Annotated in this window: 15 protein-coding genes and 7 tRNA genes; 3 read left to right on the top strand and 19 right to left on the bottom strand. The window is 38.0% G+C overall.

Annotated features, from left to right (window positions below; translation table 11 throughout):
• The 8 genes from H5084_RS04370 to H5084_RS04335 all read right to left on the bottom strand — a co-directional run.
• A partial coding sequence (locus H5084_RS04370) for a hypothetical protein (protein ID WP_182689642.1) occupies window positions 1–1,157 on the bottom strand: 1,157 nt, incomplete at its 3' end.
• Window positions 1,158–2,091: 934 nt separating this feature from the next.
• Window positions 2,092–2,167, bottom strand: a tRNA-Val gene (locus H5084_RS04365).
• Between the two features lie 25 nt (window positions 2,168–2,192).
• Window positions 2,193–2,268 (bottom strand) — tRNA-Val (locus H5084_RS04360).
• Window positions 2,269–2,305: 37 nt separating this feature from the next.
• Window positions 2,306–2,381: transfer RNA gene (locus H5084_RS04355), tRNA-Val, on the bottom strand.
• Between the two features lie 26 nt (window positions 2,382–2,407).
• A tRNA-Val gene (locus H5084_RS04350) sits at window positions 2,408–2,483 on the bottom strand.
• 36 nt (window positions 2,484–2,519) lie between these two features.
• A tRNA-Val gene (locus H5084_RS04345) sits at window positions 2,520–2,595 on the bottom strand.
• A gap of 33 nt (window positions 2,596–2,628) precedes the next feature.
• Window positions 2,629–2,704, bottom strand: a tRNA-Val gene (locus tag H5084_RS04340).
• A gap of 45 nt (window positions 2,705–2,749) precedes the next feature.
• Window positions 2,750–2,825, bottom strand: a tRNA-Val gene (locus tag H5084_RS04335).
• A gap of 270 nt (window positions 2,826–3,095) precedes the next feature.
• Here H5084_RS04335 and gltX point away from each other — a divergent pair.
• Entirely contained in the window at window positions 3,096–4,520 is a 1,425-nt protein-coding gene (gene gltX, locus H5084_RS04330) for a glutamate--tRNA ligase (RefSeq protein ID WP_182689641.1), read from the top strand.
• A gap of 110 nt (window positions 4,521–4,630) precedes the next feature.
• Here the strand turns inward: gltX and H5084_RS04325 are convergent, their stop codons facing one another.
• The gene (locus H5084_RS04325) at window positions 4,631–5,248 is read right to left on the bottom strand and encodes a DsbA family protein (RefSeq protein ID WP_028869514.1); all 618 of its coding nucleotides are present in this window, start codon (window positions 5,246–5,248) and stop codon (window positions 4,631–4,633) included.
• A 190-nt stretch (window positions 5,249–5,438) separates the two neighbouring features.
• Here H5084_RS04325 and H5084_RS04320 point away from each other — a divergent pair, with 190 nt between their 5' ends.
• Window positions 5,439–6,023, top strand: coding sequence for a thymidine kinase (locus H5084_RS04320; RefSeq protein WP_028869513.1), 585 nt, complete (start codon window positions 5,439–5,441; stop codon window positions 6,021–6,023).
• A gap of 130 nt (window positions 6,024–6,153) precedes the next feature.
• On the opposite strand, the gene H5084_RS04315 is transcribed toward H5084_RS04320, so the two are convergent.
• From H5084_RS04315 to tig, 6 genes are all read right to left on the bottom strand, one after another.
• Window positions 6,154–8,052 (bottom strand): SurA N-terminal domain-containing protein, encoded by a 1,899-nt coding sequence (locus H5084_RS04315; RefSeq protein WP_182689640.1) that lies wholly within the window; start codon window positions 8,050–8,052, stop codon window positions 6,154–6,156.
• An 80-nt stretch (window positions 8,053–8,132) separates the two neighbouring features.
• Window positions 8,133–8,408: an HU family DNA-binding protein gene (locus H5084_RS04310; protein ID WP_028869511.1), complete on the bottom strand. Its 276-nt coding sequence runs from the start codon at window positions 8,406–8,408 to the stop codon at window positions 8,133–8,135.
• A 155-nt stretch (window positions 8,409–8,563) separates the two neighbouring features.
• Window positions 8,564–10,921, bottom strand: a complete 2,358-nt coding sequence (gene lon / locus H5084_RS04305; RefSeq protein ID WP_028869510.1) for an endopeptidase La — start codon at window positions 10,919–10,921, stop codon at window positions 8,564–8,566.
• 165 nt (window positions 10,922–11,086) lie between these two features.
• A complete protein-coding gene (gene clpX, locus H5084_RS04300; RefSeq protein WP_028869509.1) occupies window positions 11,087–12,385 on the bottom strand; it encodes an ATP-dependent protease ATP-binding subunit ClpX in 1,299 nt (432 codons plus the stop codon).
• A 19-nt stretch (window positions 12,386–12,404) separates the two neighbouring features.
• A complete protein-coding gene (gene clpP, locus H5084_RS04295) occupies window positions 12,405–13,028 on the bottom strand; it encodes an ATP-dependent Clp endopeptidase proteolytic subunit ClpP (protein WP_028869508.1) in 624 nt (207 codons plus the stop codon).
• A gap of 114 nt (window positions 13,029–13,142) precedes the next feature.
• Window positions 13,143–14,450, bottom strand: a complete 1,308-nt coding sequence (gene tig / locus H5084_RS04290) for a trigger factor (RefSeq protein ID WP_028869507.1) — start codon at window positions 14,448–14,450, stop codon at window positions 13,143–13,145.
• A 673-nt stretch (window positions 14,451–15,123) separates the two neighbouring features.
• Between tig and H5084_RS04285 the strand changes: the two genes are divergently transcribed.
• Entirely contained in the window at window positions 15,124–15,480 is a 357-nt protein-coding gene (locus H5084_RS04285; protein ID WP_182689639.1) for a VOC family protein, read from the top strand.
• A 198-nt stretch (window positions 15,481–15,678) separates the two neighbouring features.
• Here H5084_RS04285 and H5084_RS04280 read toward each other — a convergent pair whose 3' ends face one another.
• From H5084_RS04280 to recB, 4 genes are all read right to left on the bottom strand, one after another.
• Entirely contained in the window at window positions 15,679–16,302 is a 624-nt protein-coding gene (locus H5084_RS04280) for a MarC family protein (protein WP_028869505.1), read from the bottom strand.
• Window positions 16,303–16,545: 243 nt separating this feature from the next.
• Complete coding sequence (gene ybaK, locus H5084_RS04275) at window positions 16,546–17,007, bottom strand: Cys-tRNA(Pro) deacylase (protein WP_028869504.1); 462 nt, start codon at window positions 17,005–17,007, stop codon at window positions 16,546–16,548.
• A gap of 47 nt (window positions 17,008–17,054) precedes the next feature.
• Window positions 17,055–19,205 (bottom strand): exodeoxyribonuclease V subunit alpha, encoded by a 2,151-nt coding sequence (gene recD / locus H5084_RS04270; RefSeq protein WP_259396676.1) that lies wholly within the window; start codon window positions 19,203–19,205, stop codon window positions 17,055–17,057.
• Window positions 19,199–23,077 (bottom strand): exodeoxyribonuclease V subunit beta, encoded by a 3,879-nt coding sequence (recB, locus tag H5084_RS04265; protein ID WP_259396675.1) that lies wholly within the window; start codon window positions 23,075–23,077, stop codon window positions 19,199–19,201. The genes recD and recB overlap by 7 nt, the downstream gene beginning before the upstream one ends.
• Window positions 23,078–23,079 lie beyond the last annotated feature (2 nt).

Below are 23,079 nucleotides of genomic sequence, written 5' to 3'. Positions count from 1 at the left end.
GTGACATCATTACCATCTTCATCAGAGGTATCAAACGTCGCCACTACCGCATTTTCTACTGCGCTGCCGTCGTCTTCGGTAAATGCATTGGTGTTCGTGATCGTCACTTCAGGTGCATCGTTAACAGCAGTAACACCTGGTTCAACAGGAACTGTTTCACCATTATCTTGACCATCATTTGGGGTTAATGTGAAAGGAGGTAATACCTGACCACTGTTAACCAAAGCAGCACCAGTTTCTGTTAAAACAACATTACCATTATCATCTAACGCATAGTTGATTGTGTCATCTAAGATAACCGTCACATCGTCGCCATCTTCATCAGAGGTTTCAAACGTCGCCACCACAGCACCTTCAATTACGCTGCCGTCATCTTCTGTAAAATCAGTAGTGCTAGTTAAAGTCAATACTGGTGCATCATTACTAGTGGTGATGCTTGGGTCATGACTTACTGGTTGGCCATCAACTTGGCCATCATTTGGTGTTAGTGTATAAGGAGGCAAATCCTGGCCGTTATTAACCAAAGCTGCACCAGTTTCTGTTAACACTACATTACCATTACCATCCAAGGCATAGTTTTCAGTGTCGCTTAAAGTAACTGTAACTTCATCACCATCTAAATCATTAATGGTATAAGTTGAAACCACGGCTCCAATGACTGCACTTCCATCATCTTCAACAAAGTTATTAGTATTTGTTAATGTAAGTGTTGCTGGAGAGTTAACATTAAAATTAGCATCGTCGTCATTTTCATCGCTAAACACCTGCGTATCTATAGTGGGGGTATTGAAAGCAGAAGTTTGAAAAGCAGTGGTGGCAATAGTTTCGTCGCCATCTCGAGCAAAATCTACAACAGAAGAGCTCCCACCATTCGATAATTCACCGGCAGCAGTTTCAATATCTAAGTCAAAGACCTCTTCGCCAAGCGCAAGTAACGCTTCTAAATCGTCAATTTCTTCGATACCTGAGACAGTTTCTTTTTCAGCATCAACTTCAGAGACAACATCATCCGTCACAGTTGGGACTAATTGATCTTCCGTTGCAATTAATTGTTCTTCACCGGCTTTTAATTGCAGTTCAGCTTCAGTCACTTGTTGTTCATTTAGTACAACTTCAGTGTCATTCGTATCATCAACTAGATTATTTTGCTTTTCCATTATTTTTCCCCAACGCGACTATTCTAATTCTAATAGATGAACTATTAGAAAATTTAAAATAAAATACACAACAAACATATCCTTTTTTTGTTGCATATTTATTTTGTAAAAAATTATTAATTTTATTGTATTGAACTGTTTTAATGGCTATTTCTTATGTAAAACACTGTAAATTATATATTCAAAAAAAATCAAATAAACCAACACTAAAGTAATAGAGATAACTGTTTTAGTCAAATTTTCATTTAGCATATATTGCTCTTTAACTATCTGATCACTTGGCTTATTTAAATTGATAACAACTCATTCTAAATGTATGATTATTGCCTAGAGACTTTGTTATTAATGACCTTTAAAAAACCTGCCAAGACTGCTTACATCAATAGATTAAAATTTTTTCACTGATTCTGCTTACACAAACAGTTTTATTATATTTTAAAACTTTGATCGCTGTCTTTATTCTACTGTGGTGAAAATAATTCTGTTTTTTATTGAATAAATGTAGGCTGGATAAAAGAAGTATGAATACGACTGATGTTTATTTAATCACTACAGTTATCGATATTAATTAATATCAAATAAGTGAACTGTTTGGGATTCCAAACAAGAACTAAATTTAAGCTTTTCCTTGCAATAACTAATTATTTTAATAACGAAAATATGCAAAATCGGCTTAGCATTGAATAAATAGTTTTAAATATAAATATAAGTGGAATAGTAAAGCCTACCAAATGAAATTAATAACAAGAATTGTATTAATTTTACAATTATAAATTATAAATTATCAAATGATTGCTTAGACTTGATATGTCATTTCAACTATAAAAGCTAAATTTCAGATCTAGAATTGAATTAGTTTAAGAGAGCTTTAAATGATGGTTATTCTATTTGTAGACTTATTAATTATTTAATAAGTAAATGCCTAGATTAAAGATGGTGGGCGATACTGGGTTCGAACCAGTGACCCTCGCCTTGTAAGGGCGATGCTCTCCCAACTGAGCTAATCGCCCATCTTTAAATCTTTTACAAATATCATGGTGGGCGATACTGGGTTCGAACCAGTGACCCTCGCCTTGTAAGGGCGATGCTCTCCCAACTGAGCTAATCGCCCATGATATTTTAACACCGTACTGATAAAAACTTAAAGATGGTGGGCGATACTGGGTTCGAACCAGTGACCCTCGCCTTGTAAGGGCGATGCTCTCCCAACTGAGCTAATCGCCCATCTTTAAATCTTTAAACAAATATCATGGTGGGCGATACTGGGTTCGAACCAGTGACCCTCGCCTTGTAAGGGCGATGCTCTCCCAACTGAGCTAATCGCCCATGATATTTATTGTTGTCATAATAATAAACTAAAGATGGTGGGCGATACTGGGTTCGAACCAGTGACCCTCGCCTTGTAAGGGCGATGCTCTCCCAACTGAGCTAATCGCCCATCTTTAAAGTTTATTGCTATAACATTTGAAAGTGGTGGGCGATACTGGGTTCGAACCAGTGACCCTCGCCTTGTAAGGGCGATGCTCTCCCAACTGAGCTAATCGCCCACTTTCAAAGTTCAAAATTTTAATTCTCTTGAAGAACAAGTAACATGGTGGGCGATACTGGGTTCGAACCAGTGACCCTCGCCTTGTAAGGGCGATGCTCTCCCAACTGAGCTAATCGCCCATGTTACTCTTTACTAACAAAACATTAAATTGAATGCCGTTGTTTGTGGGGCGTATTATAGGGTTCGACTTTTTTCAGTCAAGGCCTTTTTAAATAAAAGTGTTCTTTTTTGCTTAACTGCTTAAAGGACAAGCAAAAAACGATTAATTTTTATTGATTCCACTGTTTTCAGCGGCAAATGCGTGCAATCGATAAATAGTTAATGTAATTAGATGCGGTTTCGTTAAAATACGGCAATGATTATTCAATAGTTCCATAAGGAAATTTTTAATGACAGTTAAAACTCGTTTTGCCCCTAGCCCAACTGGCTATTTACACGTTGGCGGTGCACGTACAGCACTGTATTCATGGTTACATGCAAAAAGCAAAGGCGGTCAATTCGTATTACGTATTGAAGATACCGATATCGAGCGCTCTACTCAAGAAGCTGTTGATGCGATTTTAGAAGGGATGACTTGGTTAGGTTTGGATTGGGACGAAGGGCCTTATTACCAAACTAAGCGTTTCGACCGTTACAATGAAATGGTGGATAAACTATTAGCTGAAGATAAAGCTTATAAATGTTACGCACCTAAAGATTTATTAGATGAGATCCGTGCCGAGCAAGAAGCTAACAAAGAGATGGCACGCTATGATGCACAACATCCTAAAATTGTTGCAGTGAATCAAGCAGCAACGCCAGATCAACCTTGTGTTATTCGCTTCCGTAACCCAAAACACGGCTCAGTGATCTTTGATGACGAGATCCGTGGAAAAATTGAAATAGCTAACGATCAACTTGATGACCTTATTATTCGTCGTAGTGATGGTTCGCCAACATACAACTTCTGTGTTGTTGTTGATGATTGGGATATGGGCATTACTAACGTTGTACGTGGTGAAGATCATATTAATAACACACCTCGCCAAATCAACATCTATGAAGCACTTGGTGCACCTGTACCAAGTTTTGCGCATTGTTCCATGATATTGGGCGATGATGGCGCAAAACTTTCTAAACGTCATGGCGCTGTTTCTGTCATGCAATATCGTGACGAAGGTTATTTACCAAATGCATTAAATAACTACTTAGTTCGTTTAGGTTGGTCACACGGTGACCAAGAGATATTCTCACAACAAGAGATGATAGACCTATTCAGCTTGGATCATGTTAGTAAGTCTGCATCAGCGTTTAATACTGATAAATTATTATGGTTAAACAACCATTACATTAAAACATCAAGCCCTGAATATGTTGCTGGTCATCTCCAATGGCATATGCAACAACAAAATATTGATACTAGTAATGGCCCTGCTTTAACGGAAGTTGTGACGGCATTAGCTGAGCGCGCGAAGACATTAGTAGAGTTAGCAAGTTCTAGTCGCTACTTTTATGAAGACTATGAAGATTTTGATGCAACGGCAGCTAAAAAACATTTACGCCCTGTTGCTAAAGAAGCTTTACAGCTTGTGCAAACAAAACTACAAGCTAGCGATGATTGGTCAGAAACTAACTTACACCAAATTATCGAAGATACCGCAACTGAACTAGAAGTAAGAATGGGTAAAGTAGGCATGCCGTTACGTGTAGCAATTACAGGTGCAGGTCAGTCCCCTTCTCTTGATGTTACATTAGCATTAATCGGTAAAACACGCAGTGTTGAACGTATCTCTCGCGCTATCGCTTTCATTGAAGCACGTGAAAATGCAGCATAAACCTTATTAAGGTAAACGTTAGCTAAATTTAAAGCCCGTTAATGAAATGCTACATTAAGTTAGCATTCATAAACGGGCTTTTTTATTCACTAACAACTTTAACTGCTGAATTAATTTAATAAATCCATAACTTGTTGATAGGTTTTTTGCCAATTTAGATAATCAATGGCTACCGGTATATGTTCGCCATTAACCGCTAAAACCAATGATGGAAAACCTTGAATAGGCAACTGACGACTAGCCGAAATTTCTTGATGAAATCTGACATTCACTTCCTCATCATTCAATTGTTGTTCGAACCATTCCCTATTAAAACCAATACTTTCCGCTAACTCTGCCAGTGTAGAGGTTAATGATGGATTCTTTGCTTGCAAATAATAAGCCTGCTGAATAGCAAATAACATGGCTTGTTCTTGGTCATTATCTCTTGCAATAAGGCAAGCACGACAAGCGGGATAAGTTGAGCGCTGTGGCGCACATTGTGTCCAAAAATCAAAATTGAATTTCGTACCTAATTGGCTGTGAATTTTATGCCAAATCCCCTGTAGCATCTGTTGCATTTCATTAGGCATAACAACATCAGAATCTGGTGCCAATCCACCTAACTTATACTCTATGCTTAGATCCTCTGATAATAATGCTTTAGATAATTTTAACCAACTATCTCGATATCCCCAACACCAACTACACATCGGATCATATACATAATATAAAACTGCTTTACTCATTACTGACTCCATTTAAAAATACTTTATACCGATGGTATTTCAAGCTATCTATATCACTACATTGCAGTAAATATATACCGAACAATAACAAAGTGATTGGGTAGTGTTATAATACGTTATTAGCCCTGCGGACCATAAAAAGTTCTTTGCAGTTTGGGTATATTAATCAGCTTGATAACAGGACTTTATTTTGGCACAACTTTATTTTTATTACTCCGCAATGAATGCAGGTAAATCAACGTCACTATTACAATCATCATATAACTACCGCGAACGAGGCATGAATACATTTGTATTAACTGCTGCCATCGACAATCGCTCTGGTGTTGGTAAAGTTTCATCACGACTCGGCATTGAAAGCGATGCGCATATCTTTTCTGCAACGGATAATCTAGCTGAAATGATTGCTGAAGTACATCAACAACAAAAGCAACATTGTATTTTAATTGATGAGTCACAATTCCTAAGTAAACAACAAGTTAGAGAGCTTACCTATGTTGTGGATATATTAGACATTCCAGTACTTTGCTACGGTATTAAAACAGATTTCCAAGGTGAGCTATTTCCTGGTAGCCAATATTTATTAGCTTGGGCTGATAAATTGATCGAGCTAAAAACAATCTGCCATTGTGGTCGTAAGGCTAACATGATTTTGCGCTTGGATAAAAATGGAGAAGCAATTCAAGAAGGTGCTCAGGTTGAAATAGGTGGCAATGAAAGTTATGTCTCAGTTTGTCGTAAACACTTTAGAAAAGTATTTTGGGATAAACTATAAATTGACTGAGTCTACACAGTAAATATAAAAAAGCGGCTCATTGAGCCGCTTTTCATTTATCTAGGTTTTATAGAATAACTTATTGATTTGAAAACATAGCTCATATAAGTCATTCATTAAACACTATGATTTATTCATTACCAGCATAGCTAATATCTGCATTGTCTAACAAGTACGTCACTAATGCTTGATAAGTCGCTTCAGAAGTACTGCGCTCTAACATGGTTGATAATTGCGTTTTAGTCTGCTCATTAGCTTCTGCATTATCCACATCAACAACATCTGATAACTCAATAACAGCAAAATCACCCTGTGCAGTGACCACGTAATCACGTGTTACTTTGTCAGCTTCTGGTTTCGCTAATTGGAACAAACGTTGAATAACCTGTGCATCATGATCACGGCTATAGCGTGCTAGCGTCAACGGTGCAGTGAACGCAATATCTTTATCCGCTAATTCAGCCGCAACTGACTCACCTGCATCTAACTTAGCCATTAACGACTCTACAAATTGCTGTGCTGCAGCAGCTGCTTTTTGCTCTTCAAGTTGTAATGTAATTTGCTCAGAAACTTCAGTTAATGGTTTAGTCGCTGCGTCTTTATGAGCTTTAACTCGTACTACAATAGCTTGAGAATCATTAAGTTCAATAATTTCAGAGTTTAAACCCTCAGCACGAAAATCTTCGCTAAATACTTGGTTTAGTACGTTATGGTTATCAACTGAACTAGGTGCGTTATCCGCCGAGAAGAACCCCGTTGTCTTAATCGCTACGCCAACTTCAGCAGAGGCCTCTTCTAAATTATCAGGAGATTCGAATGCCACTTCACTTAAACGCTGGTATAAGTTGTCGTACATCTCTTTCATCTTATCGTTTTTCAGCGCGATTTCGATTTTAGATTTAACTTCATCCAATGGTAATGTTGCTTTTTCCTGTGCTTCAATTAATTTAATAATATGAAAACCAAACTCTGATTTAACAACATCAGATAGAGGAGTATCCGTTGTTAACGAAAAAGCACTTTCATCAAATGCAGGATCCATTACACCACGCTCAAACCAATCTAATTCACCATTATTTTTAGCAGAAAAAACATCATCTGATTTTGTTTTTGCTAATTCAGCAAAATCCGCACCCGCTTTTAATTCATCTAAAATAGCTTGTGCTTTATTTTTCGCTTCTTCTGAATCACCTTGAACCAAGATATGTGCTACTTTACGACGTTCAACTCGTTGATATTGATCCGCATGTTGTTCGTAGTAAGTTTCAATATCTTTATCATTCAAGTTCACTTCAGCCGCTAATGTCGCAGCATCTAAGAGAATGTATTCGACATCAACTTGTTCAGGATTTTGAAACTGCTCGCTGTTATCCGCATAGTAAGTATTGATTTCATCTTCAGACACAGAATCTGTCGTCATAAAGTCAGCGCTTTTTATATTCAAAAGACGTGCAACACGTTGTTGACCTTGCAATTGATAAGCCTGCTCAATTTCTAGTGGTAAAACAAACTCACTGCCCACTAACGATTCTAATAGTTGTAGTCGTACTAAGTCAGTTTTAAAGTTTGCACTGAATTGTGCTGGAGCCAAATTATTGTTACGTAATAAAGACAAGTACAAGTTGTTATCAAATTTACCGTCAACTTGGAATTCTGGCATGTTTCGAATAGCTTCTTTAACTTGCTCATCACCAACACGTAAACCCATTTCAGTAACGGCTTGCGCAATCAAACGCTCAGTTATTAATGTCTGTGTTGCTTGAGCACGAATTTGTTGTGTAAAACCAGGTGTAGAAGCGATCAAGTCAAACTGTTCGCCATATTGCTGTTGTAAACGCGCTCTTTCATTTTGATAAGCTTGTTCAACACTTTGTTGTGAAATACTTTCACCGTTAACCGTGACAACTGCACTTTCTGAAGTAGTCCCTAAATAGCTACTCACCCCCGCCAAAGCAAAAGACAGGATGATCACTACTAAAATACTTTTAGCTACGATCCCTTGAGAGCCTTCGCGCATTTTATCTAACATAATATTTTACTCTTTAAGACTTAAAAACAAAAAAGCGCATCATAGGACGCGCTTAATGCATAACGGTGCAATAAAAACGCTTATGCGTTGATAGCATCTTTTAATGATTTACCCGCTTTAAATGCAGGTACTTTTGCTGCTGCGATTTGAATTGGCTCATTAGTTTGTGGATTACGGCCTGTACGTGCTGCACGTTCTTTTACTGAGAAAGCACCAAAACCAATTAGTGATACGCTGTCGCCTTCAACTAAAGCTGTAGTAACGCTATCGATAAATGCATCTAATGCGCGACCAGCTGCAGCTTTTGATATATCTGCGCTTTCAGCGATGTTATCGATTAATTGTCCTTTGTTCATTTGTAAATCCCCTGTCTATAATAAATTGGTGCTATTTTAAGATTGAATGGCACATAGTAAAAAAATACATGGCTAGGCTACTGTTCTATTCAAATTCAAGCAAGTAAATTTGAATAAAATTAGGTAGATAGCCCTTATTTTATGCGGTTTGTCACCTATTTTTCAGTTTTTCCGATAGAAAAACCTTTGATGCTATCTTGTAAAGCGATTTCTAATACTTCATCTATCCAACGAACTGGCTTAATTTCTAGTTGGTCTTTAATATTATCAGGGATTTCTTCTAAGTCACGTGTATTTTCAAACGGAATCAATACCGTTTTAATACCACCACGACGCGCCGCTAATAATTTTTCTTTTAGACCACCAATCGGAAGTACTTCTCCACGTAACGTAATTTCCCCTGTCATTGCCACATCAGCGCGAACAGGAATACCTGTTAAGCTAGAAATTAACACCGTACACATTGCTGCGCCAGCGCTTGGGCCATCTTTTGGCGTAGCACCTTCAGGCACATGTACATGTATATCACGTTTCTCATGGAAGTCGCTATTAATACGCCATTCTTCAGCTTTCGCACGCACCACTGTCATCGCAGCTTGAATAGACTCTTTCATTACATCACCTAACGAACCAGTGTAAGTCAACTTACCCTTACCCGGCACAGAAGTTGCTTCGATAGTTAATAAATCTCCACCAACAGATGTCCAAGCAAGCCCTGTTACTTGGCCAACTTGATTTTCAGAGTCTGCTTTACCAAAGTCATAACGACGTACACCTAAATAATCTTTTAGGTTATCAATAGTGACATCTACTTTTTTCAGTTTTTTGTCTAATAAAATATCTTTCACAACTTTACGACAAATTTTAGAAATCTCACGCTCTAAAGCACGTACACCGGCTTCACGCGTGTAATAACGAACGATACCAATAATCGCGCTATCATCAATTGAAATCTCTGATTCTTTTAAACCATTACGCTTAATTTGTTTGCTTAATAAATGGCCATTAGCGATGTTAAGTTTTTCATCTTCTGTATAACCCGATAAATGAATCACTTCCATACGGTCTAACAGTGGACCAGGAATATTCATCGAGTTAGACGTCGCAACAAACATCACATCAGAAAGATCGTAATCAACTTCAAGGTAATGGTCATTAAAGCTATTATTTTGCTCTGGATCTAACACTTCTAATAATGCAGAAGCAGGATCACCGCGCATGTCAGAAGCCATCTTATCAATTTCATCTAATAAAAATAATGGATTTTTAACACCCACTTTAGTCATTTTTTGAATTAACTTACCCGGTAACGAACCAATATAAGTACGACGATGACCACGGATCTCAGCTTCGTCACGTACACCACCTAATGCCATACGTACATACTTACGGCCAGTTGAGCGCGCAATAGATTGCCCTAAAGATGTTTTACCAACACCAGGAGGACCCACTAAACATAAAATAGGCCCTTTTAATTTATTGATACGTGTTTGAACGGCTAAATATTCTAAAATACGCTCTTTGACTTTTTCAAGACCGTAATGATCTTCGTCTAAAATTTCTTGAGCTTTAGCTAAATTCTTTTTAACAGGACTACGCTTCTTCCACGGAACATTCACTAAACTTTCAATGTAAGTACGGATCACACTTGCTTCCGATGACATCGGTGACATCATTTTTAGCTTTTTAAGTTCAGATATCGCTTTTTCTTTTGCTTCAGCTGACATGCCAGCCGCTTCAATTTTTTCTTCTAATTGCTCAAGGTCACTTTGACCTTCTTCACTATCACCGAGCTCTTTTTGAATCGCTTTCATTTGCTCGTTAAGATAATACTCGCGTTGGCTGCGTTCCATTTGTTTCTTAACACGGCTACGAATACGTTTTTCAACTTTTAGAATATCTTCTTCATTTTCCATCATCCCCATTAGATATTCAAAACGTTCAGTCACATTAGTTAACTCTAACGCCGTTTGCTTATCTTCAAGGCTTAATGGCATATGCGCTGCGATTGTATCTGCAAGGCGCTCTGGTTCGTCGATACCATTAACAGAAGCAAGTACTTCAGGTGGAATCTTTTTATTGAGTTTAATATAAGACTCAAATTGACCTAATACGCTACGTATTAGCGCTTCTTCTTCTTTCTCATCAACGCCTTCACTTTCTAGCAGTTCGACTTCAGAAAAAAAGTATTCTTCGTGATCTATGTTACGAAGAATAGTGGCACGTTGCACACCCTCGACTAACACTTTAACCGTGCCATCGGGTAATTTTAATAATTGCAAAATATTAGCAACCGTACCCACTGAGTATAAATCCTCTATTTTAGGATCGTCTAATGAAGCTTCAGTTTGTGCGACTAGTAATACCTTTTTGCCCTGCTCCATCGCAGCTTCTAAACAGCTGATCGATTTTTTTCTGCCGACAAATAATGGAATAACCATGTGCGGGTAAACAACGACATCACGGAGTGGTAAGACAGGTAGCGTCAACAGCTGGTCTGTTTCTAATTTCATATTGTCCCCAGAAAAAGTATTGAAAATAAATACATGAAATGAATGCACGCGTAAAAAATATTTTTACTTGTATGCAATATTGGGGATGTTAAGTTTTTTTTCAAGCGTATAAACAAAAAAAGAGAGCATAATGCCCTCTTTTTTTGTTTTATTGTTATTAATTGCTTATTTATCAGACGATACGAGTTTATTTTCTTCTTCTGAGTAAATTAACAAAGGCGATGCATCACCCATAATAACATTTTCATCAACAACCACTTTGATTACATTTTCAACTGAAGGCAGGTCATACATTGTATCTAATAACACCGCTTCAACAATAGAACGTAAACCACGTGCGCCAGTTTTACGGGTCATCGCTTTTTTAGCCATCGCTGTTAACGCTTCAGGACGAAACTCAAGTTCAACATTTTCTAAGCCGAATAAAGCTGCATATTGTTTTGTAATTGCATTTTTAGGTGCAGTTAAAATTTCAACTAATGCTTCTTCATCTAATTCAGTTAATGTTGCAACCACTGGTAGACGCCCTATAAATTCAGGAATCAAACCATATTTTGCTAAATCTTGAGGTTCCACTTTCTTAAACGTATCACTCAATGACGCTTTAGCATCTTTATCGCGTACTGTTGCACCAAAGCCAATACCAGCACCGGTATTAATACGTTGCTCGATAATACTATCTAAACCAGAGAATGCTCCGCCACAAATAAATAATATTTTAGACGTATCAACTTGAATAAATTCTTGGTTTGGATGCTTACGCCCACCTTGTGGAGGAATAGAAGCAACGGTACCTTCAATCAGTTTCAATAATGCCTGTTGAACACCTTCACCAGAAACATCACGAGTGATAGATGGATTCTCAGATTTACGCGTTATTTTATCGATTTCATCAATATAGATGATACCGCGTTGCGCTTTCTCAGGATCGTAATCACATTTCTGCAATAGTTTTTGAATGATGTTTTCAACATCTTCACCCACGTAACCGGCTTCAGTTAAAGTAGTCGCATCTGCCATTGTAAATGGTACATCTAATAAACGTGCCATGGTTTCAGCCAGCAGTGTTTTACCACTACCCGTTGGACCAATCAGCAAAATGTTAGATTTACTTAACTCAACACCATCAGCGATATCACCGTGTTTTAAGCGTTTGTAATGATTATAAACAGCAACAGATAGCACTTTTTTTGCTAAATCTTGGCCAATAACATAATCATCTAATGACGCACGGATTTCATGGGGTGTTGGTAATTTTTTATTGCTGTTAGTACTGGTTTCAGCATTACTCGTAAGCTCAGCAATTTCTTCTTTAATGATGTCATCACAAAGATCAACACACTCGTTACAAATATAGACAGAAGGTCCTGCAATCAGTTTTTTAACTTCATGCTGACTTTTACCACAGAACGAACAATACAATAGGCTGCTATTATTAGCATCATTGTTGTTTTTATCGGACATAGTTATCGTTATCCCTTATTTATGCTCTACGAGTTAAGATTGAGTCAACAATACCATAGTCAACTGCTTCTTGAGCCCGCATAAAGTTATCACGGTCAGTATCCTGAGCAATAACTTCAATATCTTTACCCGTATGGAATGCTAACAACTCATTCATACGCTGTTTTGTTGCTAAAATTTCTTTTGCATGTATTTCAAAATCAGAGGCTTGACCTTGGAAACCACCTAGTGGCTGGTGAATCATCACCTTAGCATTAGGTAGTACATGACGTTTACCTTCAGCGCCACTTGCTAATAAAAATGCGCCCATACTAGCGGCCATTCCCATACAGATAGTGCTTACATCTGGTTTGATAAATTGCATTGTATCGTAAATTGCCATACCAGCGCTAATCGAGCCACCTGGTGAATTAATATAAATGTAAATATCTTTTTCTGTGCTTTCAGACTCTAAAAAAAGTAACTGCGCAGTGATCACGTTAGCCATGTGATCTTCAACAGGACCGGTTAAAAAGATAACACGTTCCTTTAAAAGTCGAGAATAGATATCATATGAACGCTCGCCTTTTGCCGTTTGTTCAACAACCATAGGGATAAGTGCGTTACTGATTTGTTCCGTATTTCCAGCAAATGGGTTAGTCATATTCCATCCTAATTATTTATTTTTATTGTTTGCGTTAAAAATGAAAATGGCCCGAGTGAAATCACCCGAGCCATTGAAATGTATAACCACTTGAATTAATAGTTAAAGAAACTATTAAGCAGCAGGCTTATTCATTACTTCATCGAACGATTTTTTTACTTCAGCTACTTTAGCTTTTTCAATGATAAAATCAACCGCTTGCTCTTCTAATGCAACATTTTCCATGTTTTGCATTAGTTCTTTGTTGTTTTTGTAATATTCAACAACTTCAGATGGGTTTTCGTAAGCAGAAGCAGCATTTTCAATTAATGCAGCCACTTTTTCTTGGTCAACTTTTAATTCGTTAACTTTGATTACTTCACCTAGTAACAGACCTACTTTAACACGCTTTTCAGCTTGCTCAGTAAACAGTTCAGCTGGTAACTCAGGCAAGTTGCTTGGGTCCATTTGCTTACCGTAACGTTCCATAGCTTGTTTACGTAATACGTTAACTTCACCATCAACTAATGCTTTAGGCACTTCAATTTCGTTGTTTTCAACTAATGCAGTTAATACGTTGTCTTTTGCAGTATTTTTTAATACTTGCTCAAGTTCACGTTGCATGTTTTTCTTAACGTCTTCTTTAAGTGCAGCTAGGTCACCACTTTCAACGCCGAATTTTTTAACGAACTCTTCTGTTAACTCAGGTAATGTTTGCTCTTCAACTTTAGTTAAGTTGATTGCAAATTGTGCTGTTTTACCTTTTAACTGTTCTGCATGGTAATCTTCAGGGAAAGTTACGTCGATGTTGAACTGTTCGCCTGCTTTTTTACCAACGATACCTGATTCAAAACCAGGGATCATACGGTTACTACCTAAAACGATTTGGAAACCTTCCGCTTTACCGCCTTCAAATAATTCGCCGTCGATAGAACCTTCAAAATCAACAGTTACTTGGTCATCATTTTGAGATTCACGCTCAACGTCATTCCATTCAGCATGTTGCTTTTGTAATGTTACTAGCATTTTATCTAAATCAGCATCTTCAACTTCAGCAGTCACAGTTTCTACTGTTAATGCGTCTAATTCATTTAATGTTACTTCTGGGTAAACTTCAAATGTTGCAGTGAAAACAAAATCTTCACCTTTTTTACGAGCAACAGGTGCTACAGCAGGTGCGCCAGCTGGGTTTAATTTTTCAGCAACAATAGCTTCATAAAAGTTGCGTTGCATGATTTCGCCGCCAACTTCTTGCTCAACAGCTGCGCCAAAACGCTTAGCAATAACTGATGCTGGTACTTTACCTGGACGGAAACCATCAACACGTTGTGTTTTAGATAAATGACGTAGACGTCCGTCAAATTCTTTATCGAATGTTTCAGCAGCAACAGTAATTGTTAATACGCGCTCTAGGCCTTGTGTAGATTCAACAGAAACTTGCATTTTAATTCCTTTATCTTTTACGTTAAAAATTGTATTTACTGATAAAAGCCTATTTATTTATTCGCTTTCATCACTAAGGTGTATTTGCTTAGACTAACCGCATGATAAAATAACACCTTAATCAAAAATCATTTTATGATTTCTATAGTGAAATTTAAGACGCGCCATTATAGACACTGTTTTGCTGATAGTCGATAGGTAGCAGATAGTAAAAACCGAGTGCTAGCTCAGTTTTTTAGAAGATCAGTGCTATTTTTAACAATTTATAAAAAATAAGCGGCTAAAAGAACAAATAGTTTTAGACCTGTGATCCCTTTCTGTTTATAAATTTTATTATTCAGCGATAGTAACTGCTTAAATACTTTCAGGCCATTGCTTAGATAATTACTCAGATACTTGCTTAAATACTTGCACGCCATTAGATAGGTACTTGCTTAGGCGCTGCATAGGCACTTACTTAAATACTTGCTTAAATAACAGCTCAATATTCAACGTGGTTTGCAACTGACATACATGAAATACCTTTAGTGTTGAGCCACATATAACAAGCGAGAGCTAGACTAAAAGAAAAATTAAATCATGCTGTTTAGGTAAATTAACAGCATAAGACATTTTTAAAGCATACGAATTCAGCAATGAAGCACTTATCATTTGAATCTAAAAGGGATAAGCCATGACTAAAATCGACAAGATAAATTACCTTGAATACCCAGCGAAAGATTTGGCGGCCACTAAAACCTTCTTTACCCAAGTTTTTAACTGGCAATTTACTGATTATGGACCGGATTATATTGCGTTCGTCGAAAAATCCGGGCTAAACGGTGGTTTTTATCGTTCACCACTAACGTCAAGTCCTGCTAATGGTGCTGGGCTGACAGTATTTTACACCATGGAAATAGCAGCGCTTGAGTTAAAAATAGTGCAAGCCGGCGGTAAAATATGTACTCCGATTTTTGCTTTTCCGGGTGGCGTACGCTTTCATTTTACCGAACCAAGTGGCAATGAATTCGCAGTTTGGTCTGAATCATAAGAAAAGTAGTACATTCAATACAGGCTATCGCTTTAGTCACTAATCCTAGAAACTAATCCAAGTAGCTAAGTCTAGAAACTAAGCCTCTTAACAGAGTTATTAAAAGGCTTCTCAAAAGGAAAAGCGCAAAGTTTTTTAGCGCTTTTACTACACAATTTATAAAAGCGTTGTTCAATGGCTAACACAGTTCCCTATATCTTATTGAACAGCCAACGCACCAACAAAAAATCCGTGGATCCCGGAGAATACAATTTGTGCACCAATAGCAGAAACAAATAGCCCTGTTATTTTAGGCAGGACTTCTAAACCTTGTTGACCTAATAAACGTTGAATCTTATTAGAGAATAACAACACTGCGGCGACCGAAACAACTGCTGCTATCAAGGCTAATACCACCACAATCGTATCAGCTAACCCATCTAGCTCAGCACCAATAACCATTAGTATACCAATCATCCCTGGGCCAACTGTTACCGGAATAGCCAAAGGTACAATAGCAAAATCAACACCGCGTTTATTAGTACCTTCTGGTCCTTCAGGTACTTCTGTGCCACCTTTGATCATTTCTAATGCACTTAAAAATAACACTGTACCGGCACCAATTTTAAAGGCATCTAATGTAATGCCAAATAAACTGAAAATATATTGACCGAAGATCAGAAATACTAAGCTAATGATGAGCACAGTAATGCTTAATTTAAGAATGATTTGCTTCTTTTCAGATGAGGTTAATCTTTTACTCATGATCAAAAAAACAGATAACACAAAAAATGGTGTCATCATAAAAAATAGCTTTAAATATAGGGTGATTACTTGTTCCATCTACTGTCTCATTAACAATTAAAAAAGTGCTTCCGACGTTACGCCAGAAAATTCAGCGCATGCTAACATAGACGTTTTGAGAAGCTAGATAGTATTTAAAATAAATCTGTATTTATAAAGAAATTAGTCAAGATTTAAACCTGTCAACGAATGGCTCTATTTTTCTTTCAACTTCACCATACAACATAATGCAGATGTAAGGAGAATCTAGACCGTAGCGCTAGCAGGATCAAATGAAAAACATTAGGTTAAATCAACAAAGCGAGCCGATAAAAGGTCTGCTAAGTCTTGAGCTGCTAACTGTATCTCTAACCCTCTTTTACCAGCGCTTACATAAATAGTTTGTTGTGCCAATGCACTTTCGTCAATCAAGGTTGGCAATTGTTTCTTTTGGCCAAGCGGACTGACGCCACCCAGCACATAACCCGAAGAACGTAACACATCATTTTTATTCGCCATTTGCGCTTTCTTAGCTGTTAATGCCGATGCTACAGCTTTTAAATTAAGTTGTTCCGTCACTGGTAACACTGCCACCACTAATTGCTTATCAACTTCAACCACCAAGGTTTTAAAAACTTGTAATGGGTCTACATTCAATTTTTCAGCGGCTTCTAAACCATAAGATTCAGCTTTTTTATCATGTTTGTATTGATGTACTTGAAACGTTATTTTATTTTTTTCTGCTAATAGTATTGCCGGTGTCATTTTTACTCGCCTATTATAAATAAATTAAGTATCTACCTAACGCTCAATTAATTTGAGCTTAATCGTTCGGTTAAACGACTATTTCTACTTGCTCTATTCCTCACTGAACTGGCCACTAACGACAAATCAGCAATCAGTGTTAATTGTTTTTTTGCACGTGTAATACCCGTATAAATCAATTCACGATTCATCACAGGTAGCGCATAGTCAGGCAAAGCCAGTAATGTATGTTTAAACTCTGATCCTTGGCTTTTATGCACCGTCATGGCAAATACCGTTTGATGAGTTGGTAATCGACTAGGTTGAAAGTCAGCCACTGAACCATCGGGCATCACAAAATAAACCCTTAATTGGCCACTTTGATCTGCTAAACACACACCAATATCGCCATTAAACAATCCTAGATGATAACTGTTTTCAGTCACCATGACAGGACGGCCAAGATACCAAGTTTGTGTGAGGTCGAAACGACGTGCTAATAAACCCGCTTTTTGCAATATTTTTTCACAGCGATGATTTAAGTTATCAACTCCCCACTCCTGCTCACGCGTTGCACAGAGAATTTTAAAATCATTAAATTGCTGCAACAATTTTTTCGCTTGGTCTCGGTTATCGTCATTAATAGCGCATAAATCAGATAAATAAGGGCCATAACCCGCAATTACGAGTTGTTCAAAAATGGCATCACTTTGAGGGTCATTGGGATAATAATTTAAGTCATCGTATTGTTCACATAGTCGCAATAGCTTAGCTGCAGTAATGCCACCTTTATTAATCGCAGTTGCTAAGTAACCAATGCCTGAGAATTGATCGAATCGATAGCTCTTTTTCAATAAGCATAAATTATCCGACATTCTTGTTGGTGACGTAGCAGTTTTGGGTGCAGTAACTGATGCAGTGTTTGCTGGATTTAATAGACTATCGAAACCAGTTAAATCAGCTAATTGCTGTGCTTTTTGTTGGCTATAACCGGATTCAATAAACGAACAAATATCACCTAATACCGCGCCCGCTTCAACGGAAGCTAATTGGTCTTTATCACCGAGCAAAATTAAACGCGCATGATCAGGTAAAGCACTCAATAGCTTAGCCATCAAAGGTAAATCAACCATTGAGGCCTCATCCACCAGCAATAGATCTAATACTAACTTGTTCTGTTCGTGGTGACGAAAGTGCGCGCTATTATTGCGTACACCTAACAAGCGATGGATGGTACTGGCATCAGTAGGGATAAGCTGTGCGACGGTTTTATCTAAATCTAAATCTGCTAATGCATTAGTAATCGATTCCGTTAAACGTGCTGCTGCTTTGCCCGTTGGAGCAACCATTTTTATCATTAAACCCGGCTCTGCATGTAATAACAAAGCCAATAGTTTAACCACGGTGGTGGTTTTACCTGTGCCTGGGCCACCTGAAATAACACAACGAGCAGACGTTAGCGCCAGTGCGGCGCTTATTTTTTGCCAATCACAACGCACATGATTGCTAATCAGTGCTGCTAAAGAGCTTAAATCATCCGCACAGTCTGCTTTACTGAAAACAGCGGCAACCGCTCCCCAATCAACGACAGCATGATCAATAACATCTAAAAACTTTTCACATAAAACCTGTACCGATTGACGGTTATCTTGTTGCCACGCCTGCCATAAATATGTGTACTGAGGTTTAAATAACAGTTCTAAATATGCCTTGCTTTCTTCGCTTACTTGCACTGCAATCGGTTGTAATAGTTTATCTGAAATAAGTTGTTCAAACTCAGCATAACGCGCCATAAATAAAGCGTTATATTGCAAGCGTAAAGGCGCATCGTCACCACAACAAATACTTTCATTTAATGCATAGTGCATTTGCTGTTGCTCATGAAAAATACAAGACACCTGTAGACGTTCACTTTCCAATTTTGAATCGACGCCAAGCTGCAGACAATGTTGATGAAACAAACTGCCTATTTTATCGATAGGCAAGCAAATATGTCCGCCACCGAGTTGCTGACTTACCAATGCAGCTGCTAATTGCATTAAATTATCAGCCCCTAATTGCGCCATAAATTTTGCAAAATGAAAGTCTATTGGGCGAATTTGTTGATTTAACTGGCAGCGTTTTAATAACGCTAGCATATCCTGTTCACTGGAGCTGAGCTGTTCGCTTATGATCCCTTGTACCGACTTAGTGCCAAGGTGATTATTTTTATCTAGCATGACAACTCCTCTCGCAGTTTTTCTGCACTTAACTCACCGCTTAATAACTTATCTAATTTATCAATCAGTTCGAACTTTGGTTTAGTAAAATAAGAGCCTGCATTGTGCTCACCTTGCATCCCCCGTAAGAAGGTATAAAACACACCGCCAATATGTTGATCGTAATCGTAATCATCTATGCGTGATTTTAACAAGCGGTGTAATGCCAAGGTATATAACTGATATTGAAAATCATAGCGATGCTCAACAATCGCATCGGCCATAGCCTGTTCACTATAATCCGTGAGACTGTCACCTAAATAGTTAGATTTATAATCCAAAACAAAATATTGCCCTTGATATTCAAAGGTTAAATCAATAAATCCTTTAAGCATACCTTGCACTTGATTGAACTGTAATAAACCCGCACGTGCCGATAAAGGGTCATAATGTGTGATCAACTGATTCACCGATGACGCTTCAATCGGTTGCATCGGAATAAAGAACTGCATCTCTACTTTCTTTTGCGCTTCATTTAATTGCGACAGCGATAACTCAGGGTATTCATTAGCAGCTAATCGGTGCGCTAAAATATGCGTTATCCATTCACTGACAATCGGCGCCCACTCTTCTGCTGGTTCATAACCATTAATAATTAAACGGTCCGTTAACCAAGGGATCAATTTATCTGCAGGGCTATCTTGAAAATCAATTTCTTCAAATAACTCATGTAAAAAAGTACCGTGTTTTGCACCACGCGGAAAACTAAATACATTATTAACTTGCTCTTGTGGTAATGAAGACGGTTGTAATAACGAAGGTTGCTGAAGCAATAGCAGCTCTGTAACTTGAGCACTTTCCTCTGGAATTTTTTTAGTCTGTTTATCTTCAATAGTCGGCGCGCTATGGAAACGAGATAACGCCGAGTAACTCGTTACCCACCAATTTTTTTCAATGCTGCCAGTAAACTGCTGTGGTGCAATTAATTCAGCTGCAGATTGACTGGTCGCTTGATAAGTTTCATGTAACGCTTTAGGTGCATTGCGAATACCAATATTTTCCGACATGTCACACACACTTTTTAATAAGTGCTGAAGTTTTTGGTCATCACCAGCTTGTAACTCTTCACCCGCTTTAACACATAAATAACCCAGCGCACTTTTGGTTAACGGTGAGACTTTAGCGCGTCCTTTTTTATAAGGGCCAATGCCTAAATAACAACGATAAACACTGCGCGTTAACCCCACATAAAGCAGTCGAATGTCTTCCGCTAACAATTCTTTGGCAGTACTTTCTCTATGCGCATCTTCGCCATTTAAATCAAACACTAAACGTTGTTGCTGATCGTGAAACAAACACTCTTTAGGTTCACGATATAAACCACTAAACGGAATAAACACAATATCGTATTCTAGCCCCTTAGATTTATGCAAAGTACTCACTTGCACTAACTCTTTTTCGCTTTCTAAACGCTGTTTCTGCTCACCTTGCTCATTTTTAGCATTATTTATCTGCTCACTAAACCAACGTAATAACGCAAAGGCCCCTTCATACACCATACTATTTTTTTGCAACAACTCAGCCAGATGCAATAGATCCGTTAAGGCACGTTCTCCCTGGTTTTGCGCTAATAAATTGGCGCTAATACCTTGCTCATGAAAACACTGTTGCAACATCACCAATATGCCACTTTCTTCCCACACGGTTTTATAACGCGTAAAGTCAGCAATTTTAGCTTCCCAACTGGCGGTGTCAGAAAAGGTAAAGTGGATTTGATAAGGTGTTAGCGAAAATAACTTACAGGCAATCGCAGAGCGTAAATAACGTTCATTACTTGGATGCAAGCAGGCACTTAATAAACGCAACAAATCCTGCGCTAAGGTGCTTGCAAATACACTCTCCTTCAATGACAAATACACACTATTAATATTTTCTTCTAATAACGCTTTACGAATAATGTTCGCTTCGTTACCGGTACGCACTAACACCGAAATGTTATTCGCCAAAATAGGTGATTTATTACCTTCAGAGTCTTCTAAATAAGCTTGCTCTTGCTGCGCTAATAACAATAACGCTTTAATTTCATTGACCGCTGCTTGTGCACTGGCATGTCTAAAGGCATCACTGCTTAACCCACCATTGACGTGTAAGAGTTGCAATGCAGTCTGTTGATCATCATCGGGGTTATTAACCACCAGCTTTTTACGTTTTATCGGTGGCGCTTTTACAGGGTGAAAAGGAATATCTTGATCATAGATAAACGGTGCGACTCGATGTTGAAAAAAGCCATTTACCGCATCAATCATTTCCGCACTGGAGCGATAGTTATTATCTAAACTATAATGCGCGGTGACAGCATTACGCGCTTTCATATAAGTAAAAATATCTGCACCACGGAAACTGTAGATCGCTTGTTTAGGATCACCGATCATAAATAAACCAGATTGATCAAAGCGCGTTAATGGTTCGACTTGATCTCTGTTCCCTTGCACTTTAGTGCCGTCTTTAATTTGATCCGGCATATCATTCGCCGCATCATCAATTGCATCATTAAGCTGATCATTATCAACACTAACTTGCGCATAAATCGTATCAAAAATACGATATTGTACCGGGTCAGTATCTTGGAATTCATCAATCAAGGCGATTGGATATTGCTGCTTTATTTGCTGCCCCAAATGCCCTGCTGGCGATACCTGTAACGCATGGTCTAAGCGTGTTAATAAATCATCAAATCCTAACAACATATGCTGTTGCTTGGTGTTTTGTAAATTCTCTTTTATCCAATATGTCGCTTTAATCAACAAAGTATTTTTAATAGAAATGTCTTGTTCAAGTAACGCTTCAACAAGTTCAAAGGTTGTATGCGTTGGCGCAGCCCCTTTCTTAGTTTTATTAATTAATTCTGCTTGTGAAAACTTAGGTAAGCTTTTAGGCAAGGTTAAGTCCAGTTCGGTAGATAACGCCCATTCACTGACATTCTTAAACCATTCCGGTAAATTACGTTTACTATAACTACGCTTGTCGACACCAGAATGGGTAATAATATCTAGGTAATCATCTTTATCAGCATTCCAGGCTTGTTTAACCTCAGCAATTGCATTCAAACTTTTCTCATATTTACTTTTAAAATCAAAATCAGTAATAGCAGGAATAAACGTTAAATCATTGCGTGACAACCATTGCTGTAATTCTGATTTTAACGCTGCGGGATTCGCCCAATAACCATAAATAACTTCCGTTAATGGCGTAGATAATTGATAAAAATGTGCGCGCCAAAAATCATTACAAGCTTGGCTTAAAATTTCAGAGTCGTCTTCTAATAAGGTTTGTTGAAATAAACTACCCGACTCAAAAGCATTTTGTTGCAACATGCGCTGACAAAAACCATGAATAGTAAAAATGGACGCTTCATCCATTTGTAATTCAGCAAAACGCAGTAAACGAATATCATGTTCAAGGTTGCTACTATCTGCAATTAATTGTTGGCAATAATCATCTTTACTGCTGCCTGCAATAAACGCTAAACGTGTTTCACGAATACGCTCTCTAATTCGACTTCTTAACTCTGCTGTGGCAGCTTCAGTAAAGGTCACCACTAAAATTTTATCGACGGTTAATGGCGAACGATGTGCAGTTTGACTGTTAGTTTGACCAATATCAGCACTTGTATTGTCTCCATCTAACGGGGCATCGCCTTGCTTACCATGGCCTAACAATAAGCGAATAAATAAACTCGCAATGGTATAGGTTTTCCCCGTACCCGCTGACGCTTCTATTAATCGACGCCCAAACAGTGGAAAGGTTAACGCCTGTAAAGGGGTTACAGAAATATCGCTATTGCTCTGATCATTAGCCATATCGAGGTCGAGGTTTAAATTTTCTTCTACCATGA

It is taken from the genome of Psychromonas sp. SR45-3, assembly GCF_014163575.1.
In the GTDB taxonomy this organism is placed as follows: domain Bacteria; phylum Pseudomonadota; class Gammaproteobacteria; order Enterobacterales; family Psychromonadaceae; genus Psychromonas; species Psychromonas arctica.
This window is presented reverse-complemented; position numbering and strand designations above follow the sequence as displayed.

Bases quoted from the DNA above. Each gene is read 5' to 3' on its own strand.
- clpP (WP_028869508.1), bottom strand. From the start codon at position 13,028: ATGACTAACCCATTTGCTGGAAATACGGAACAAATCAGTAACGCACTT.
- recB (WP_259396675.1), bottom strand. From the start codon at position 23,077: ATGGTAGAAGAAAATTTAAACCTCGACCTCGATATGGCTAATGATCAG.
- H5084_RS04285 (WP_182689639.1), top strand. From the start codon at position 15,124: ATGACTAAAATCGACAAGATAAATTACCTTGAATACCCAGCGAAAGAT.
- H5084_RS04310 (WP_028869511.1), bottom strand. From the start codon at position 8,408: ATGAACAAAGGACAATTAATCGATAACATCGCTGAAAGCGCAGATATA.
- clpX (WP_028869509.1), bottom strand. From the start codon at position 12,385: ATGTCCGATAAAAACAACAATGATGCTAATAATAGCAGCCTATTGTAT.
- H5084_RS04315 (WP_182689640.1), bottom strand. From the start codon at position 8,052: ATGTTAGATAAAATGCGCGAAGGCTCTCAAGGGATCGTAGCTAAAAGT.
- H5084_RS04325 (WP_028869514.1), bottom strand. From the start codon at position 5,248: ATGAGTAAAGCAGTTTTATATTATGTATATGATCCGATGTGTAGTTGG.
- lon (WP_028869510.1), bottom strand. From the start codon at position 10,921: ATGAAATTAGAAACAGACCAGCTGTTGACGCTACCTGTCTTACCACTC.
- gltX (WP_182689641.1), top strand. From the start codon at position 3,096: ATGACAGTTAAAACTCGTTTTGCCCCTAGCCCAACTGGCTATTTACAC.
- H5084_RS04280 (WP_028869505.1), bottom strand. From the start codon at position 16,302: ATGGAACAAGTAATCACCCTATATTTAAAGCTATTTTTTATGATGACA.
- tig (WP_028869507.1), bottom strand. From the start codon at position 14,450: ATGCAAGTTTCTGTTGAATCTACACAAGGCCTAGAGCGCGTATTAACA.
- recD (WP_259396676.1), bottom strand. From the start codon at position 19,205: ATGCTAGATAAAAATAATCACCTTGGCACTAAGTCGGTACAAGGGATC.
- ybaK (WP_028869504.1), bottom strand. From the start codon at position 17,007: ATGACACCGGCAATACTATTAGCAGAAAAAAATAAAATAACGTTTCAA.